Origin of the sequence: Lactiplantibacillus herbarum, assembly GCF_001039045.1 — a bacterium.
Taxonomy (GTDB): domain Bacteria; phylum Bacillota; class Bacilli; order Lactobacillales; family Lactobacillaceae; genus Lactiplantibacillus; species Lactiplantibacillus herbarum.
This window is the reverse complement of the sequence record NZ_LFEE01000021.1, coordinates 109,363-127,589: the sequence shown is the minus strand read 5'-3', so window position 1 is coordinate 127,589 and position 18,227 is coordinate 109,363. Positions and strand designations below refer to the sequence as shown.

Annotated in this window: 19 protein-coding genes; 12 read left to right on the top strand and 7 right to left on the bottom strand. The window is 44.7% G+C overall.

Annotated features, from left to right (window positions below):
- Window positions 1–444: 444 nt before the first annotated feature.
- Complete coding sequence (locus ACG95_RS08075; protein ID WP_048000054.1) at window positions 445–945, bottom strand: antibiotic biosynthesis monooxygenase; 501 nt, start codon at window positions 943–945, stop codon at window positions 445–447.
- Window positions 946–1,088: 143 nt separating this feature from the next.
- Here ACG95_RS08075 and ACG95_RS08070 point away from each other — a divergent pair, with 143 nt between their 5' ends.
- The 5 genes from ACG95_RS08070 (at window position 1,089) to pepF (ending at window position 6,456) form a co-directional block, all read left to right on the top strand.
- Entirely contained in the window at window positions 1,089–1,832 is a 744-nt protein-coding gene (locus tag ACG95_RS08070) for an MBL fold metallo-hydrolase (RefSeq protein ID WP_048000053.1), read from the top strand.
- A gap of 287 nt (window positions 1,833–2,119) precedes the next feature.
- Window positions 2,120–2,518: a transcriptional regulator SpxA gene (gene spxA, locus ACG95_RS08065; RefSeq protein ID WP_048000052.1), complete on the top strand. Its 399-nt coding sequence runs from the start codon at window positions 2,120–2,122 to the stop codon at window positions 2,516–2,518.
- Window positions 2,519–2,653: 135 nt separating this feature from the next.
- Window positions 2,654–3,385 carry an adaptor protein MecA gene (locus ACG95_RS08060; protein ID WP_048000051.1) on the top strand — a complete coding sequence of 244 codons (732 nt, stop codon included), beginning with the start codon at window positions 2,654–2,656 and terminating at the stop codon, window positions 3,383–3,385.
- Window positions 3,386–3,490: 105 nt separating this feature from the next.
- Window positions 3,491–4,570 (top strand): competence protein CoiA, encoded by a 1,080-nt coding sequence (locus tag ACG95_RS08055; RefSeq protein ID WP_237756476.1) that lies wholly within the window; start codon window positions 3,491–3,493, stop codon window positions 4,568–4,570.
- A 77-nt stretch (window positions 4,571–4,647) separates the two neighbouring features.
- Entirely contained in the window at window positions 4,648–6,456 is a 1,809-nt protein-coding gene (gene pepF / locus ACG95_RS08050) for an oligoendopeptidase F (RefSeq protein ID WP_048000049.1), read from the top strand.
- 113 nt (window positions 6,457–6,569) lie between these two features.
- Here pepF and ACG95_RS08045 read toward each other — a convergent pair whose 3' ends face one another.
- On the bottom strand, window positions 6,570–7,205 hold the full coding sequence (locus ACG95_RS08045; RefSeq protein ID WP_048000048.1) for a DsbA family protein: 636 nt from the start codon (window positions 7,203–7,205) through the stop codon (window positions 6,570–6,572).
- Window positions 7,206–7,496: 291 nt separating this feature from the next.
- Between ACG95_RS08045 and yjbM the strand changes: the two genes are divergently transcribed.
- Genes yjbM through ACG95_RS08030 form a run of 3 tightly spaced genes read left to right on the top strand, consistent with a single transcriptional unit; the run spans window position 7,497 to window position 9,861 of the window.
- Entirely contained in the window at window positions 7,497–8,159 is a 663-nt protein-coding gene (gene yjbM, locus ACG95_RS08040; RefSeq protein WP_048000047.1) for a GTP diphosphokinase, read from the top strand.
- Window positions 8,159–8,962, top strand: coding sequence for an NAD kinase (locus ACG95_RS08035; protein ID WP_048000046.1), 804 nt, complete (start codon window positions 8,159–8,161; stop codon window positions 8,960–8,962). Before yjbM ends, ACG95_RS08035 begins: the two co-directional genes overlap by 1 nt.
- On the top strand, window positions 8,959–9,861 hold the full coding sequence (locus ACG95_RS08030) for an RluA family pseudouridine synthase (protein WP_048000045.1): 903 nt from the start codon (window positions 8,959–8,961) through the stop codon (window positions 9,859–9,861). Before ACG95_RS08035 ends, ACG95_RS08030 begins: the two co-directional genes overlap by 4 nt.
- 114 nt (window positions 9,862–9,975) lie before the next feature.
- Here the strand turns inward: ACG95_RS08030 and ACG95_RS08025 are convergent, their stop codons facing one another.
- Both ACG95_RS08025 and ACG95_RS08020 read right to left on the bottom strand, forming a co-directional pair.
- The gene (locus ACG95_RS08025; RefSeq protein ID WP_048000044.1) at window positions 9,976–10,614 is read right to left on the bottom strand and encodes a copper homeostasis protein CutC; all 639 of its coding nucleotides are present in this window, start codon (window positions 10,612–10,614) and stop codon (window positions 9,976–9,978) included.
- Window positions 10,615–10,630: 16 nt separating this feature from the next.
- A complete protein-coding gene (locus tag ACG95_RS08020; protein ID WP_048000043.1) occupies window positions 10,631–11,650 on the bottom strand; it encodes a lactonase family protein in 1,020 nt (339 codons plus the stop codon).
- A gap of 131 nt (window positions 11,651–11,781) precedes the next feature.
- On the opposite strand from ACG95_RS08020, the gene ACG95_RS08015 reads away from it, so the two are divergent.
- Both ACG95_RS08015 and ACG95_RS08010 read left to right on the top strand, forming a co-directional pair.
- Window positions 11,782–12,141, top strand: coding sequence for a PTS glucitol/sorbitol transporter subunit IIA (locus ACG95_RS08015; protein WP_048000042.1), 360 nt, complete (start codon window positions 11,782–11,784; stop codon window positions 12,139–12,141).
- 15 nt (window positions 12,142–12,156) lie between these two features.
- Window positions 12,157–13,302, top strand: coding sequence for an AI-2E family transporter (locus ACG95_RS08010; protein WP_048000041.1), 1,146 nt, complete (start codon window positions 12,157–12,159; stop codon window positions 13,300–13,302).
- Window positions 13,303–13,396: 94 nt separating this feature from the next.
- Here the strand turns inward: ACG95_RS08010 and rpsN are convergent, their stop codons facing one another.
- Window positions 13,397–13,666, bottom strand: coding sequence for a 30S ribosomal protein S14 (gene rpsN / locus ACG95_RS08005; RefSeq protein ID WP_048000040.1), 270 nt, complete (start codon window positions 13,664–13,666; stop codon window positions 13,397–13,399).
- 284 nt (window positions 13,667–13,950) lie between these two features.
- On the opposite strand from rpsN, the gene ACG95_RS08000 reads away from it, so the two are divergent.
- Window positions 13,951–14,805, top strand: a complete 855-nt coding sequence (locus tag ACG95_RS08000) for a methyltransferase domain-containing protein (RefSeq protein WP_048000039.1) — start codon at window positions 13,951–13,953, stop codon at window positions 14,803–14,805.
- A gap of 405 nt (window positions 14,806–15,210) precedes the next feature.
- Here the strand turns inward: ACG95_RS08000 and brnQ are convergent, their stop codons facing one another.
- Window positions 15,211–16,557, bottom strand: a complete 1,347-nt coding sequence (brnQ, locus tag ACG95_RS07995; protein ID WP_048000038.1) for a branched-chain amino acid transport system II carrier protein — start codon at window positions 16,555–16,557, stop codon at window positions 15,211–15,213.
- A 210-nt stretch (window positions 16,558–16,767) separates the two neighbouring features.
- A complete protein-coding gene (locus tag ACG95_RS07990; RefSeq protein ID WP_048000037.1) occupies window positions 16,768–17,415 on the bottom strand; it encodes an NAD(P)-dependent oxidoreductase in 648 nt (215 codons plus the stop codon).
- Window positions 17,416–17,595: 180 nt separating this feature from the next.
- Between ACG95_RS07990 and ACG95_RS07985 the strand changes: the two genes are divergently transcribed.
- Window positions 17,596–18,108, top strand: a complete 513-nt coding sequence (locus ACG95_RS07985; protein WP_048000036.1) for a tRNA (cytidine(34)-2'-O)-methyltransferase — start codon at window positions 17,596–17,598, stop codon at window positions 18,106–18,108.
- The last annotated feature ends 119 nt before the right edge of the window (window positions 18,109–18,227 follow it).

Here is an 18,227-nt window from a genome sequence, read left to right as displayed (position 1 = left end):
CCTGAAGAATCATTCTGTTGAATGGTTCTTTTTTTGTGCCATTAATATTTTGATACACTATTAATCATTATTGATAAAGAGTACTGTGAAGCCGCCCAATTCGTAAAATGGATTTGGGCGGCTTTTTCATACTTGAAGATATGCTTAGGGAAGTTACTGAAGGTTAACTGCAGTGAATTGATCGAATAAGTTGACTTGCAGTTTGTACTGATTGTTTTTGCAAAGGTCGGGGAGGTCAACTTAACTAAGTATAAGTAGGCGTCTAGAATGACGTATGGCGTCGATTGTTGGTAATGACGTAGATTTACTTACGATACTCATTAATAGTGCTTAAAGAGGCTGCTAGCGAGTATGCTAACGTTAGGTTGTAATTAAGTGCGACTAACCGTAAATAAAAAGAGCTGTTGCTTAAGGTGATCGCAATAGCTCTTTTATAGTCTTGTATTATGATTTTAATGACCGTACGAATGAGTACCGACTTTCATGGTAATCGTAATCAGAGGTCGTGTACTTAGCAAATTGCTTGAATGATTCGCTTCGTAGCCATACGGCATATTCTGAATCACTGTGCCAGTTCGTAACAATAACGAAAGCTGCATTGTTTTTAGCCTTTCGAAGAATCCAGAAATGCTTCAAACCATCAGGCTTATTATAGTCATGACGGAAACTATTGTACTTGGAATTGAAGACTTTTTGTTCTTCAACTGGTAGATCAACAAAAATAAAGCTGGTCATACCGTGCCAATCAGCCGTACCCTTTGAAAGTAGGACGTCATAGCTGACAGGACTTGAAAAGACGGATTCTTCACCAGATAAATCAAGTAGCATATAACGATCTTCAGTGGCGTTGGCTTGCATCAACAGCAAGTCACGATCAGCATGCTGTTGCTGGATCATCGTCAAAATTTTACGTGTCCCAAATGTTGCGGATACTTTTCCACTCATAAATATCACTCCTTTAGTTATTACACCTAATATTATACGTGTTTCTTTTAATAATTGAAAATATGTTAAGTGCTGGATTTCATTTTTCCTCGAACCTATACTAAAATAGAACTAGTAAATAAATACTGAGAGGATTGGCGATAATGAAATTAACTGTATTAGGTTATTATGGTGGTTATCCTTATAACGGAGTCGGGACAAGTTCCTACCTGGTGACCTCTGGAAATTATCAACTGTTATTAGACTGTGGTTCGGGTGCTTTGAATGCACTAGAAGAGGTCTTAGATCCATTGCAGCTGGATAGTGTGCTTCTGACCCATTATCATCACGATCACACGGCCGATGTGGGCGTTCTACAATACTATTGGCAATTGCGCCAAGGTGACCGTAAAACGCCACTGCTGCCAATCTATGGTCACACAGCTGACCCCTTGAATTTTGGTGCCTTAACCTGGGCTGGTGCTACTGAAGGACGTGCGTACGATCCAGCTGCTGTTAATCAGATTGGCCCATTTGACGTGACCTTCATGCCAACCAAGCACCCAGTACCAGCGTACGCTGTTAAATTAGTTGAACGGGAGACTGGACAACAGTTGGTTTTCTCTGCGGATACGGCCTATATTCCTAATTTAGCAACGTTTGCCACTGGTTCGCAACTATTAATGACTGATACGAACTTTGGTGCTGATAAGACGGGGAAGATGTGGCACATGACGTCAGTTCAATCTGGTCAGGTTGCTAAACAGGCCCACGTACAGCAGTTATTGCTGACGCATTTACCACAAGATGTCCCATTTGACCAATTACAACGGGAAGCCCAAGCCGCTGCTGGTGATGGAATTGAAGTGTTAATTGCAAAGAAGTACTTAAAATTGGATTTAGGATAGTTTGTTTGAGCTTAGTAAATAACTTTACTAAGCTTTTTTAGTTTGACTTATTAAACTTGTGTTATAAGTTTAATAAGTCAAATATGAATTGCGTGCAATGCAGTGGTCGACGTAATAGCGCTTTGAAATGATAAATCAGCAACTTAAAATACATATTAGTCGATAATGTCAAAAATATAATGACCGCATTCCAAATAAATTAATTGAAACTGTTCACAATTTTAAATTAGTATCGTATAATGAATGATATTATCAAGTTGATTAACGATGCCAGAGGAGGAACCAATATGGTTATTTTATACACAGCTCCAAGTTGTACTTCGTGTCGGAAAGCCAAACTTTGGTTACAGACACACGACATTGATTTTCAGGAACGGAATTTATTTAACGAACCACTTTCGATTAACGAAATTAAAGGAATTCTTCAATTAACCGAAAGTGGAACGGAAGAAATTATTTCAACGCGCTCGAAAGCCTTTCAACGCCTTGACGTTGATATTGATGATCTATCACTTAACGAATTATATGACATGATTACGCGTGACCCAAGTCTATTACGGCGGCCAATTATGCTGGACGAAAAACGGCTACAGGTTGGTTATAACGACGATGAAATTCGGCGTTTCTTGCCACGCGAGATTCGAACACTGGAATTATTACGGGCCCAGCAGATGGCAAATATGTAGATTTAACTGGCTAATTAGGTTAACTAATTAGCTATTTTTACTATTTTCAGATAGATTACTTTACAATCGACTGAAATCAGTTAGAATTGTGATAGTGATTATGGCCCTTGACACTTAGAAAGGGGTGGATCTGTAATGGAGATGGAACGCATCAATGAAGATACGATTCGCGTCGTGATTGGTAACGACGATCTCAATGAGCGCGGAATTCGCGTGTTAGATTTACTAGGGAATCATAAGCAAATTGAAAGTTTCTTTTATAGCATCTTGGAGGAAGTTGATGTAGAGCATCAATTTCAGGATAATGATGCGGTGACTTTCCAGGTATTACCTAATCGTAACGGCTTAGAATTATTTATTAGTAAAAATAGTGAAAACTTACAAGATACAATTACGAAGGCGACCCAGTCATCCGATCAGTCGGATGATTTAGACTCGCAAGACGATGTATCGGAGTATTTAAAACGTAAGTTAATGCAAACTGATACTAATCAGACTGAAATGGGGAAAGGTGTTTCCCACAATCAGACTAAGGATACCAATGATTTGGATCCCTATATCGATGATCCGGACACACCGACTAAGGAATGTGTCCTGAAGTTTGATCAGTTTGAAGATGTGATTGCTTTAGCACAAATGTTCCGGCCTGAAGGGGTTGCGTCTAACCTGTTCAAGTATCGGGATCAATATTATCTAGAATTAGTGTTCTTTGTTGATCAGTCTTCAACGGCTGCAATCAAAGATGATATCGCTGTAGCGTTAGAATATGCGCATTTAACGAATCTTTCCGCTGATATGTTATTAGAACATGGCGAAACGGTGATGTCGAACGCGGCACTTGAAACGGTACGCCACTATTTTAAATAAGCTTATCGATTGAAAAAACTGTAATCCAAATTGGGTTACAGTTTTTTCGTGACTTCTAATTCATACTGCGTAACTAGTCTGTGAGGGGAGGGGGAAGCGATGTTCATGGCGGTTGATGCACAACAACAGTTGGTGAATGCGCTGGATGCGGATCGGCAGGGACATTATTTCTGTCCGGGATGTTCGACATCCGTTTACTTAAAACGGGGTTCAGTCGTTACCCCACACTTTGCACATAACTCGTTGACGGATTGTCACGTTTTTTCTGAAGGAGAGACGGCGGAACATCTTCGTGGCAAACAGCAATTAGCCGCGTGGTTTGCCGCCAATGGATACACGGTTAAGCTCGAAGCGGCCTTACCCACACTTCATCAGCGTCCCGATATTCTCGTAAAACGAGCTAGTCAGCCGCCCATAGCACTGGAGTTCCAATGTTCGCCGCTGTCACTTGAGCGATTGGTCGAACGAACGCAGGGTTATTGGCAAAATGGGTACCGGGTACTCTGGCTATTGGGTTCACCCTATCAACATCACTTAAAACTTCACGGCAAAGCAATCAAATTCATTCAGCATTATTCCCAATGGGGCTGCTACCTGTTGTTTTGGCAAGTTCAAACCGCGACATTGCGGCTAGTTTATCAATTATTAACGGTAGATACGGAATCGTTGAGTTACCAAGAACGAGTATTTGGCCTGCATCAAGGGACCGTTGATGAATTGCTGCAGTTTTCGCCGCCCTTAGCGGTATCTCCAAGATCAACTAATTCCGTGCAGCAGTATTATCAGCAACTGATGTTAGCCAGACTGCGGCAAACGCCAAATTTTCGTGAGTTACAGACGTATTGCTATCAGCGCGGTGGGACGTTGGCCCAGTTACCGGCGTGGGTCGTCAGTCAACGTCCCCAAGTCCCGGTATTACAGCGGCCGTATTTGGTCTGGTATCTGCACGTCTTTGGCTGTCTGTTAACGTGGACGGGGACAATCAGTGCAACTGAATTAACGACATTAGTCTGGGAACAGCTACAGCCATTGTTGACACGGCATGCCTGTATTCGTCATCCTGGTACGCTTCACCGGCAGTTAGTAGCCAAGTTGATTGCATTGCTGGCGCAACAACGGGTTCTAATTTGGCAGAATAATAAGTGGTCCCTGAATCGGCAACAACTTTGTTGGCAAAACGGCTGATTTTAGATCCTGAGTAAGGGTCGTGTTAGTAATGTGTGGTAACCTAAGATTATATTGATTTAATTGGAGGGATCTGCATGGTAACAACTAAAGAATTACCGACACGTTCGGCCGTACCCGAAGCATTAACTTGGGATTTGACACCTATTTATGCTGATCAGACTACGTACTTAGCGGATGTTGATCAGGTTAAAGCTGCACTTTCAACTGTCGCAGCGCTCAAGGAAGACTTTACGAGTTCTGCTGACACCGTACTAACGGGAATCCAGTCCGTCTTAGGGCTCTATCGCCGCTTAGAAAAGGTGGCCGTTTATGCGAGCCTCAAAAGTGATCAGGATACTGGAAATAGCGCGAACGCAGCGTTGGACGATCAGGCCGGTAGTTTAACCGCCAAGGTATCGGCGGCAACGGCCTGGTTTGAACCCGCAATTTTGCAATTAACGCCAGCCCAGTTGGATCAATTTCTAGATGAAAACGTGGCTTTGCGTGACTACCGCCATTTATTAGATACGGTGCGGTTACAAAAGGGACACGTGTTGAGTGAAAGTGAAGAAGCCTTGCTAGCTGGAGCGGGGGATATTTTTGATGCGTCTGCTAAGACTTTTGGCATCATGAATAATGCGGACTTTGACTTTCCAACGGTTAAAGACGAAGATGGTAACCCAGTTAAGCTCTCACAGGGGCTTTATGGTGTGTTATTACAATCCGTTCAACCAGCAGTACGTCGCGAAGCCTTTATGGCACTTTACCAAGTCTATAGTCAGTTCCGGCGGACGTTGGCCTCGACTTTAGCAGGTCAGGTTAAGGTGCATAATTTTGTTGCTCAGGCGCATCATTATCCAACTGCTCAGGCGGCGGCTTTAGCTGCTAACCAAATTCCAACGACGGTTTATGAGTCGTTAGTAAGCTCAGTTGACGATCATCTTGAATTATTGCACCGATACGTGGCTTTACGGAAACGTTTATTGAATGTCGATGAATTGCATATGTATGACATGTATACGCCGTTAACGCCTAAACCTGCAACTAGTTATACGTATCAACAGGCTCAGGAGACGGCACTGCAAGCGCTGAAGATTCTAGGACCAGATTACGTGAAGCACGTTAAGACGGCGTTTAGTTCTCGCTGGATCGACGTTGTGGAGAATAAGGGTAAGCGCAGTGGGGCGTACTCATCTGGGATGTACGATACCGTACCTTACATGCTACTGAACTGGCAAGACAATATCGATAATCTGTACACGTTGGTTCACGAGATGGGACACAGTATGCATTCCTATCTAACGACCCACAGTCAGCCTTACCAGTACGGGGATTATTCGATCTTTGTCGCCGAAATTGCGTCAACGACAAATGAAAATCTGTTAACGAATTACCTGCTAGCAACTGAAACAGACCCACAAATCCGGGCCTACGTCTTGAATTACTATCTGGATGGATTCAAGGGGACGGTCTTCCGTCAGACTCAGTTTGCGGAGTTCGAACAGTGGCTTCACGAACAGGATCAAGCTGGTGAAGCATTGACGGCTGATCGGTTATCCGAACACTATCTACACCTGAATGAGCGCTATTACGGTGATGACGTGGTCAGTGATCCACAGATCGCGGATGAATGGACCCGGATTCCTCATTTTTACTATAACTACTACGTCTATCAGTATGCGACTGGTTTTGCCGCCGCTTCGACACTGGCAGAACGAATGAGTACGAAGCAACCGGATGCCGTTAAAGATTATTTGGGTTACTTGAAGGCGGGCTCTTCAGCTTTTCCTATCGAAGTGATGCACCGTGCCGGGGTCGATATGACCAAACCAGATTACTTGAACGATGCGTTTAAAGTTTTCGAAGCACGTTTAGATGAATTTGAAACGCTCGTTAATCGCTAGAGGTTAACAAGCGGTGAGCTATTAAATTAATGATTAGTAAAAAGCACCCGGCGAATTTAATCGTCGGGTGCTTTTTACTGGTAAAACCAGTTGAATAATTGCATTTAATGAAATTATAAAACGTGTAATTGAGCGTTAACTAAACTGGCGCAATCGGCATTCGCACGCTTAGTTAAGTCGTGGAATGGATCTAAATCGCCTTGGACTAGGTCAGAAAGGGTGGCGTAGTTGAACTTTTCTAGTAAAACCCCATAGTCACACCGATCACAGTCGAAAACGACTGCGGATGAAGCTTCGGTAATATTCATTTCGGAAGCTAACCGTTGATCCGCATGAAAGGCTTGTTTGGCCAGTTCACTATCACGGTCTTCCATAAACATATCGAGATCAATCTTACAGTCCGTTGCGACCGTTTTGACTAATTCTTCTGAATAACGTTGTCCTGCTTTGAGCATTGCTGATTGAAGTGCAATCAAGAAATTACGACCACGTTTTTTGCCCTGAAAGAGAGCGGCTTTGTAGTCCAGAATCACTCTGTAAAGTGTTTCTGACTGACGGTTTTGGGCTTGCCAGTCAGAGACGCCGATTCCTTGACACTTCAACGCGCGTTGAACGACGTTAATGTTTAGTAACGGTACGAATTGAAATTGGATTTGCTTATCTGAATCATTGGCTAACCGCAATACATTCTGTTCATCACGGACACATTGAGTGGCCAACGGATTTACAAATAAATACACTTCTAACACGTCATAATTCCTCCACTTTCTCTATTCGCGTCATAGTGCAGAATACCAATCAAGCGAGGTATTTGCAAGTTTTTTAGCCTATGAGTAGTCGTTTGTTTAATCACAATGTTCCTTCATTTGAACTTTCACAGGTTATCATGCACCGATTTCAGATATTCGTAAAGTATTTTGTTTCTAAAATGGGGAATTGGTTAATTAATGACTTTTGAGTTGAATCTCGAGAACGTTAACTTTTTATTCTGGTAAATTATGGTAAAATTCTAGGGTATGGATTGAAACGGAGGTGCCCCGATGGAAGATTGGAATCATTTTTTATTACCTTATCAGCAAGCCGTTGATGAGCTCAAGGTCAAGTTAAGGGGAATGCGCAAACAGTATCGTGATCTGAATCAGCATGAACCGATTGAATTTATCACGGGACGGGTTAAACCCGTTGATAGTATCAAAGAAAAAATGACGCGCCGTAAAGTACAGTCAGACCGATTAGAACAAGATATGCAAGATATCGCCGGGCTGCGAATCATGTGTCAATTCGTGGAGGACATCTATCAAGTCGTCGATCTCTTACGGAAGCGCACGGATATGACGATCTTAGAAGAACGCGATTATATTAGTAATGAGAAGCCATCTGGTTACCGGTCTTACCACATTGTGATCGAATATCCGGTTCAGATGGTCGGTGGTGAGAAGAAGATTCTGGCAGAAATCCAAGTACGGACGTTAGCCATGAATTTCTGGGCAACTATTGAACACTCACTTAATTATAAATATCAAGGGGACTTTCCCGAAAACCTGAGCCAAAGATTACAGCGGGCTGCGGAAGCTGCTTTTAGTTTAGATAAAGAAATGTCAGAAATTCGTGAAGAAATTCAAGAGGCTCAAAGTCTATTTTCATACGGCAAGGGTCCTAGTAATGCTGACGAGACTGATAAGACGAAGGAAGACCAAAATTAATGAAAGTCACAATTTTTGCGAATGCTAGTCCTAAAACGAAAAAAGTGGCCGCTGAATTACATACAAAGGTGGTTGCGGCGGGCTTTGAAATCGATGATGTGCACCCCGACATTGTGTTGTCTGTAGGGGGCGATGGAACGCTCTTAGGGGCCTTTCATCACTATAGTGACATCGTTGATCAAGTACGCTTTGTCGGTGTGCATACGGGCCATCTAGGCTTCTATACCGACTGGCGTGATTACGAGATCGACCAATTAGTAGCGGGCTTGAAAGAAGATAATGGTCAGAGTGTGACCTATCCGTTACTATCCGTCGAGATTACTTATGCGGATACTGAGGAGACCGATCACTACTTGGCACTTAACGAGTCAACGCTGAAGAAGCTAGGTAGCACGATGGTGGCCGACGTTTATATTCAAGATGAATTATTCGAACGGTTCCGTGGTGACGGTCTATGTGTCTCTACGCCAACCGGCTCGACCGCGTACAATAAATCGGTCGGCGGTGCTGTGATTCATCCGCGCTTAGATGCGTTGCAGATGGCTGAAATTGCATCGATCAATAACCGGGTCTTCCGGACGTTAGGTTCACCAGTGATTGTTGCGCCGTACGAAACGATTACGATTCGGCCACAGCAACAATCTCACTTTATTTTCACGGCTGATCAGTTGGACACGCAACCCCGGCCAATTCAGCAGATCTGTTACTCGATTGCTAATCGTCGGATTGCCTTTGCCCAGCATCGGCATAACCGTTTCTGGCAACGAGTTGGGACGTCCTTCATCGGGTTGGAAGAAGAATGAGGTTTACCTGGATCAACCACGAAACCGCTCCGCTAAAAGTGAAGACGTTGTTGTCACACCATGACGTAACGCGGAGTTTGTTGAAGAAAGTTAAGTTTCACGGTGGCGCGATTCTCGTCGATGAACAACCAGTACTAGCGATCCACATGCTAACCGGTGGTGAAACGGTGACAATGGTTACCCCGGATGAGATTGGCAATGACCACTTAGACGTGTCGTCGTTACCGATTAATATCAGCTACGAGGATCGGGATTACTTGGTGGTGAATAAGCCAGCGGGAGTAGCGTCAGTACCAGCTCACGCTTTGCCACCTAATACCTTAGCCAACCGAGTGAAAGGGTACTGCCGTGAGCAGGGGTACGCTAACGAGGTCGTCCACATTACGACACGGTTAGACCGTGATACGAGTGGCATCGTGTTGTTTGCGAAACATCACTTTGCGCACTCGATCATCGACCACCAGCTCAAAGCCCACGCGATGCGCAAAATGTATTTGGCGGTTGTCAGTGGTGAGTTGGCTTCGGAGCACGGGTTCCTCGACCAACCAATTGGCCGCGCGCCAGAGTCGTTTATCAAACGGGCGATTACGGCGGATGGTAAACCATCTTTGACGGAATACTGGGTCGTTAAACGACTAGCAGGTATGACGGTCGTGCGCGTACGGCTACATACCGGGCGCACACATCAGATTCGAGTGCACTTTGCAGCCAGTGGTCACCCGTTGATCGGGGATAAACTCTACAACGGGCCTAAAAGTCCGTGGATTGATCGCCAAGCCCTGCACTGTATGCAGTTAAGTTTTGACGATCCGTTCATTGAGCAACCATTGACCGTTTATGCGCCGTTGCCAGAGGACATCGTGCGGTTGATTGAAGCGAATCAATTGGCTGATGACTAGCTGATGATTTGATTTTGATTTAATTATAAAAATAGTAATAGCAAAAGATCCTGCCGTTAACAATTAAGTTAATGACAGGATCTTTTTTGATTTTATACTAATGAACTATGGAAATTAGTAATCGATAATCTTAGTCCCGTGAGCCTGTTTAACGCCGATCGCCGTCGTAACAGCATCCACGTTAGCGGCGGGGACGCCACCACCAGGTAGGATTTGGATGCGATTAGCAGCTAATTCGATCGTCTGCTTTAATTGTGGCACACAGTCCATGATTGGTTGATCGAGTGACCCACCATGGGTGAGAATCCGGTCAACATCGTGGTCGACGAGCCAGTCAATGGCAGCAGCCTGTTGATCAGGTGCAATCGCATCAAAGGCCATGTGGAAGGTGATACTCATGCCGCCAGCAGAACCAATTAATAGCTCGAGCGCTTCCGTGTCAAGTTGACCGTCAGCGGTGAGGGCACCCAAAGCAACGCCGTCAACACCTAAGGACTGAGCTTGTAGCAAGTCAGCTTCCATGATTTTGAGCTCGGTATCGTTATATACGAAGTTGCCACCACGAGGACGAATCATGGCAATTAATGGAATCCCATGTTCGTTGGTGTACTTAGCAGCTTCAGCCATAACACCTTTACTGACGGTTGTGCCGCCAGCGGGGAGATTGTCGTTTAGTTCAATCCGGTTAGCACCCGCAGCAATGGCAGCGGGAATATTTGTGTAGTTTTCAACGCAGACTTCTTTTAATAGCATGTTGTTCACCCTTTAATTAGAATCTGACAGAAACGCCTTCAGGGACGTCAATGTCTTTTTGTAGTAGGGTAAGTGTACCACTTGTCAGGTCGCGAGCATACAAGGTCGCATTGTCCGTATTCTGGTTAACGACCACGACAAAGGCCTCGGTAGGATCTAAATCAAAGTCGCGTGGGAAGTCGCCTTCCGTACTGATCTGTTGAATTAAGTCCAGACTGCCATCGGTTGCTACGGCAAAGACGGCTAACGTGTTGTAACCGCGGTTGGAAACGTAGAGAAAATGACCATCGTGGCTCAAACGAATTGCAGCGGCACCGTTGTGTTCTTGGTAGTCAGCAGGAATCGTTTTGACGATTTCGAGTTGTTCGAATTGGCCTTTAGCTGCGTCATACTTCAAGGTAGCGATTTGACTGGATAATTCACCAGCTAAGAAGGCGTATTGACCATCAGGACTGAAGACCAGGTGACGGGGACCAAAGCCAGCGGGCATGGTCAAAACAGACTGTTCAGTCAATTTGCCAGCGTCACTAACGTTATAGACGTAGACTTTGTCACTACCTAAGTCGATAACAGCCAAACGATTGTCTGGGGTTAGGTCAGTATAGTGGATATGTGAGCCATCTTGTTCTGGAAGAGGTCCCTTACCCGTATGTTGGACTGTATCAGTTAAGGTTAACTGACCATCCGCAGCGATTTTCATCACTTCAGCGGTTCCCTTATGGTAATTGGCACTGTAGACGAGTTGACGTGCTTCATCAACAGCTACGTATGCAGGAGGCGTACCAGGTGCAACCACTTCGTTGAGTTTGTTCGCGGTTTTACCGGTTAATTGCCAAGCAGCGATACCACCTTCGTCAGCTTCTTTGGTCACACTGTAAAGCCGGTCTTTGGCAGATAGTGCCAAATAGGTAGGGTTATTAGTTGCGGCGAGTAAGCCATCGATTGTTAACGTTTTAGTCGTCGTGTCGAGGGTCCCTTGATAGATTCCCTGACTCGTTTTTTTCGTATAAGTTCCAAATAAAATTCGTTCTTGCATGTAAACAAACCTCCTTGATAGATAGTTTTAGTATAGCATAGTTAATCAGGTTGTAAGCGATGACAAATTGGCGGAACAGATTGTGTCTATGCTACAATTAAAGCAGTTAATTAAAGAATGGGGGTTAAAAAATGGTCCTAACAGCAACGGTTCAATCAATTGGCGAACACGCCATTGATCCAGAAGAACCAATTTTAGTTTTATTTGATGAAACGGCCACGGATGACTTAAAACAGATTGCGATTATCCAAAAGTTTGACGCACCCGTAGGCAGTCTTTCATTGACAGTCGGGGGCAAGCTCACGATTGATGATCAAACGTATACGGTGGCTTATGCAGGTGAATTAGTCGCTGCTAATTTAACTTCGATCGGTCACGCAACTTTGTATTTCAAGGACGTACCAGCTAAACCAATGGCTAACGGCGTTTATTTAACACCTAATCAGTTACCAACGATTAAAGTTGGTAGCCAAATTACTTATCAAGTGTAGGAAGGGGTGGCGTGAATGAAAGCTAACCGGCAAACAACGCGCTGGCAGAGTCAGCGGATTATTCGCCTTTTGGTTATTATTTTGTTAGTGTTGGCCATCTTCTTCATGGGTAAGCAAGTGGACTGGTTATTGACCCCGGTCCGGCAGTTTTTTAGTATTGTTGGTCTACCGATTATTTTAGCGGGAGTGCTGTACTACTTGCTCAATCCCTTAGTGGACTGGCTAGAGAAACGTTTCCATATTCGGCGGACGTGGACGATTATTGGTGTGTTTGTTGTGGTGACAGTACTACTGGTACTGGGAATCGTGGCGATCATTCCAACGATTCGTGATCAAACCTTGGCAATTATTAACGATTGGCCCACGTATTGGCAGAATGCGATTAAGGAAATTAATCGTTGGAGTAACGACCCACAGTGGAGCGGTATTCGCGACCAGGTTGCCAACTGGAATACGGATCTCAGCAAGCTGTTAAATGGTGGTGTCTCTAAGTACCTTACGGGAACGGTCACGTCATTGACGGGGGTCTTCAGTACCGTAACGACCGTTATTATTGGGTTGATTACGATGCCGTTTATCCTGTTTTATCTCTTGCGGGATGGTCATCAGTTACCAAAATACATGGCTAAATTTATCCCGACCAAGGCCCGTGCTAGTTTTCTAACGGTTTTAACCGAGATCAACTCCCAAGTCAGTAACTATATTCGTGGACAGTTGACGGTGGCTTTCTGTGTGGCCGTGATGTTTGCGGTCGGTTACAGTATCATCGGGTTGAAATTTGCGTTAACACTAGGAATTGCGGCCGGAGTCTTGAACCTGATTCCATACTTGGGCTCTTTCCTAGCGATGGTGCCATCCGTGGTGATTGCTTTAGTGACCTCGCCATGGATGCTAGTGCAGGTGCTGGTCGTGTTTGTTATCGAACAGACGATTGAGGGCCGTTTTATCTCACCATTAGTGTTAGGCAGTAGCTTAGCGATCCATCCGATTACGATCCTGATCGTCCTGTTAGCGGCAGGTAAGATTTTTGGCCTGATGGGCGTGATTTTCGGGATTCCGGGTTATGCGATTCTCAAGGTACTGTGGACGCACTTATTTGACTGGTACCGAGCTTCTTCAGGTTTGTATGAACCGGAAGAAACACCGCCGTCAAAAGAGTAACGTGGTAAATGAGGTCTGAAAGCAGTCAGATAGCCGCAATTTAGACTAAAAAAAGAAGCACCTAGAATTTTCAAAATTCTGGGTGCTTCTTTTTTTACCAGCTAGCTTTTTTGACGCCTGGAATTTGACCGGCGTGAGCTAAACGACGAAAATTCAGTCGTGACATTCCAAACTTACGAAGGTAAGCGTGAGGACGACCATCGAGCATGTCGCGGTGGTGAATGCGAACGGGTGAGGCGTTACGAGGTAGCTTGGCTAACCCAGCGTAATCTCCAGCTGCTTTCAGTTCTTCGCGACGAGTAGCATACTTAGCGACCGTGGCTTCAATACGTTTTTCTTTAGCAATCTTAGATTTCTTTGCCATATGAGGTATAACTCCCTTATTAACCAGATTTTAGTGTCAATTTGGAAGCAAATGATTTTGTTGAATTTTTAGGTTGAGTTTTAGAACAGTCATTAAGATAGCATAGCCAAATCTGAATTGCGACTATTTTGTCTGTGGGGGTGTGGTATGATTGTTAGGTTCAATTGGCAGTAGTCGTCATTAAGATGATTGTTCAGTCAATTAATGGATTTTAAGACTTGCTCAATACATAAGTCATATTAGTATGTGGAAATAAAAAAATTAATCAGGATAAGGTGAGCAGTGTGAAAAAAATTGATCTTGGAATGCAATTTGTTCAGAATAATATCGGTCTATTTCGATGTCTCGTGTGTGATCAGGCCTACGTGGCTATCGAAGATCACAGTCTCTGCTGTCCAAACGGGCACCAAGTAGATTTTTCTAAAAAGGGCTCGTTGTACTTTTTGACCCATCAGGTTAAAAGTGAATACGACGCAGCGATGTTAGCTGCACGCCGGCGCGTTTTGCAAGCGGGCTTCTTTACGCCAATCGTCAAAGCGATTAACGTGGCATTACCCGCAACACCACAACGTATCTTGGATATTGGTAGTGGTGAAGGAACACCGTTAGCTGAATTATTGACCTTACATCAGAATAAACGGGATGTCGGCATTGGCTTTGATATTAGCAAGGACGGGATTAATCTAGCAACGCAATTGCAGACAGAGGCCTACTACTGTGTGGCTGACCTTGCGCAATTGCCATTCACGTCGGGGGTTTTTACTGCCATTATGGATGTGTTTTCACCATCCGCTTATCAAGAATTTGAACGAGTTCTAGCACCAGGTGGTCAGTTGTTGAAGATTGTGCCTAATCCAGAATACTTGATTGAATTACGCCATTTACTGTTTCAACCGACTGATCGGCAGTACCAATATGATAATCAGCGGGTGCTCGATCTATTCGCACAACACTACCCAACGGCGACGACCCAGCGAATCCGTTACCAGATTGATTTGGGGGACATCGCTTTTGAAGATTTGTTAGTGATGACGCCATTACACTGGGGTGCTGACGCTGAACAATTAGAAGTTGCCAAAGAACGAGGCTTAACAAAAATTACGGTTGATGTGAGCTTGCTAACAACGCAAAAAGCGTAGTGAAGTTGCTTGCATGATTGAAAGACCGGTGTTAAGATTGCCATTGAGAAATCGGTTGGCAGTTAACATCGACAAGTTCGTTGGTGACTACCGAGTTGTACTTCACTAACGTAGCGTTTCGCCGTGCCCACACCGAAATACTGCGTTTTTTGGTGGGCAAAAATAGAGTGGGCCATAAGGCGGTTAGTTTGCGAGCATTAACGTGAAATCAGTGCTTATTCCTGGGCTTGGAATAGGCGCTGGTTCCGTGTTAAGCGGAACAAACTGCCTTATGGCGCACGTTTCGACCTTAAAAATAATTATAACTAATCAAAAAAGATTCCATAGAAATGGACAATTTCTGTGGAATCTTTTAGTTTAACGAATTATTGATCATTAATACTTAGCAAGAAAAAAACTGCTGTCCTAATCCATCGAAGGTTTAGCGGTAAAGCGACTGATTACCCAGCCAAGAACAAAGCCAATCAAAGCAGGCGCGCTCCACCCAAGTCCTAATGAAGCAAGCGGTAAGGCGGTATTGAGATGCAGCAAGCTTTGGAAAATAGTTGCGTGTGTCCACGCGCTAGGCATTGCGGCAACGCCGGCCAGAATTGCAGGGATCAGGGTCCAGGCAGTTGTCATACCGTATAGCCAGCGTGAGGTTCCTAACCATGGGGATAGGACGGCTAGTAAAATCAGTACGATCGCTAACGGGTATAGGAACATTAAGACTGGTGTTGAATAGGTGATCTTTTCGGTCAAGCCGACGTTTGCGAGAATTGCTGGAATAAGGCAAGCCAGTACAATCAGCCACTGATAAGAGATTTTTGGAAAGAGGCCGTGTAAGGTGTCGCCAAACGCTGAGGTTAAGCCAATGGCCGTCTTCAAGCAAGCGATGATAACGATTAGAGCAAGCAGGATATTACCGAACCAACCAAAGTAGGCGTTAGCAATCTGAGCCAGCGTAATACCGCCGTTGGTTGCTGGTGCGAAACGACCTAGACTCATCGTACCGGCAATGGCTAGTAGGGCGTAGATGACGGCCATCAAACTCATGCTGATGACACCGGCTTTGATAGTTCCCGTGGCAATCTGAGTAGGATCAGTGATACCCAGATTGCGGATGGCATCGATAACGACGATCCCAAAGGCGAGGGAAGCCAAGGCATCCATGGTGTTGTAGCCTTCAGTGAAGCCGGTCAAAACCGGGTGAGCAGCGTACGCACCCGTAGCGGTTACGTTGAGGCTGCCAAGCGGTTTGATCATGGCAACTAACAGTAGGGCGCCTAGTAGAATCAGAAACAGAGGTGTTAGCCATTTGCCAACGTAGGTCATGATTTTACCCGGGTTACGAGCTAAGAACCAGGTCAATCCGAAAAATAAGATTGAAAAGATCAACAACACAAGTGGTTGTTGTTTGTTCGTGATGAAGGGTGCTAGGCCAATCTGAAAAGCGGTTGTTGCTAGCCGGGGCATTGCAAATAAGGGCCCCAGAGTGAAATAGAGTAAAACGGTGAAGATATAGGCGTATGTCCGGTTGACTTTGGCAGCTAAATCGAATACGCCTTGGCTACGAGTTAAGCCCATACCAATGACACCGAGGAGCGGTAGCCCAATCCCTGTGATTAGCAGGCCGATAATCGCTGAACCAACGTTACGGCCAGCTTGTTGTCCTAAGAAGATTGGAAAGATTAAATTACCAGCACCGAAGAAGAGTCCAAAGAGCATCGTACCGATAAAGAGCAAGTTTTTTCCTGATAAACGGGTCTGCATGTTATCCCTACTTCCAGTTATTGATTATGAAAATAGTTTAGCATGCTTTCGTGAAGAAGTAATTAGAAGGTTGTGGGGAAGTGGTGACAGCTAAGGTTGAATAATAACTGTGTGGGTTGCTCGGCGCGTTGTTACAAGGTAGCCCAACGTAGGCTGTGTTTGCGGATAAAAAAACTGTCGACAAATGAAATTTGCCGACAGTTCCTATTTTTATTGATTAGCCACGGTAAAACGGGTTTGGTGGTGCTGTGGTTGTTCGATTTCAGCGACAACTGCAGCGGCCATGGTACCACTATTGGTGATGGAGTCACCGTTGGCGTTGATAAGTAAGTCATCCTTACCATAGTTAATGGCAGTTGCTGGACCTGCTTGAAACATTGCAGCTGGAGAAATACCAACCCAGTCAACATTTTTGACGGTACGTAAGAAAGTCAATTCAGCCAATTGATTCTGTGGGATGGCGACAAAACTAGCGTTAGCCGGATCACTTTCAATATCGTGAACAAAGAGGTGGTGATCATCGCCAGTGCTTAAACTGCCAGCACCCAGAATGAAGACTAAGCGAGGCGTTGCTTGTTGCCGTAACTGAGCGACTAATTTGGCAGCTAGATCGACGTGCAGGTAGGCTTCCGTTGGGCGGCTAGCCATGGCATCGACAACTACGTCAACAGCTTGCAATTCTGGCAAAGAGAGACTAAAGGCATCCTTGGCCAAGGTGGTTAAATGGGGATTAGCAGATAGCGTGGCTAATTTTTCCTGTGAGCGGCCCACAGCAATGACTGAATGGCCTTGAGCCAATGCACGTTCTGTGATGGCTGAACCGGCCATACCGGTGGCGCCAATGATCATAATTTTCATGTGTAATTCCTCCTGACGATTCTTGGGTACGGTGATCAGTATAGATAACATCGATTACGAACGCGAATATTTAGTTTTTACCGCTAGTGATTAGGTGTTTGACGTTTAGCCATGGTATGATAATAACTGGTTGTCAGCTAATAACTAACAACGAGACTAACACGAATGAGGACGATCATTTTGACTAACCATATTGCATTATTTGAACCCTTAATGCCAGCTAATACGGGGAATATTGCCCGTACTTGTGCCGGAACAGATACGGCGCTCCACTTAATTGAACCACTAGGTTTTAAGATTGATGACAAACATTTAAAACGAGCTGGCTTAGACTACTGGGACAGTGTTGATATTACGTATCACGCTGACTTGCAGGACTTTTTGGCAAGCATTCCTGACCTTGATCAGTTGTACTTAGTGTCTAAGTTCGCTGATCACGACTACACGGACGTTGATTATCACGACACCGCTAAGGATCACTACTTCTTATTCGGTAAGGAAACGACCGGATTACCTGAACCCTTCATGCGTCGCTATCCAGAAAAGGCGATTCGGATTCCTCAAGATGATTCACATATTCGGGCGTTGAACCTTTCTAATTCAGCAGCCATCGTCATCTATGAAGCGTTACGCCAACAACAATTTCCAAATCTAGAACGTTCTCATCAGTACGAAAATGACAAATTAAAGTAATCGTTACGTGAGTTTGGGATGAATTCCTGAACTCTTTTTAATTTGCTGAGTAAAGGTAAAATCTAAGGCTAGCCATTACTTGCGCCTCTGGTGGGCAGTACTAGCTCAGCTGTGGGGAC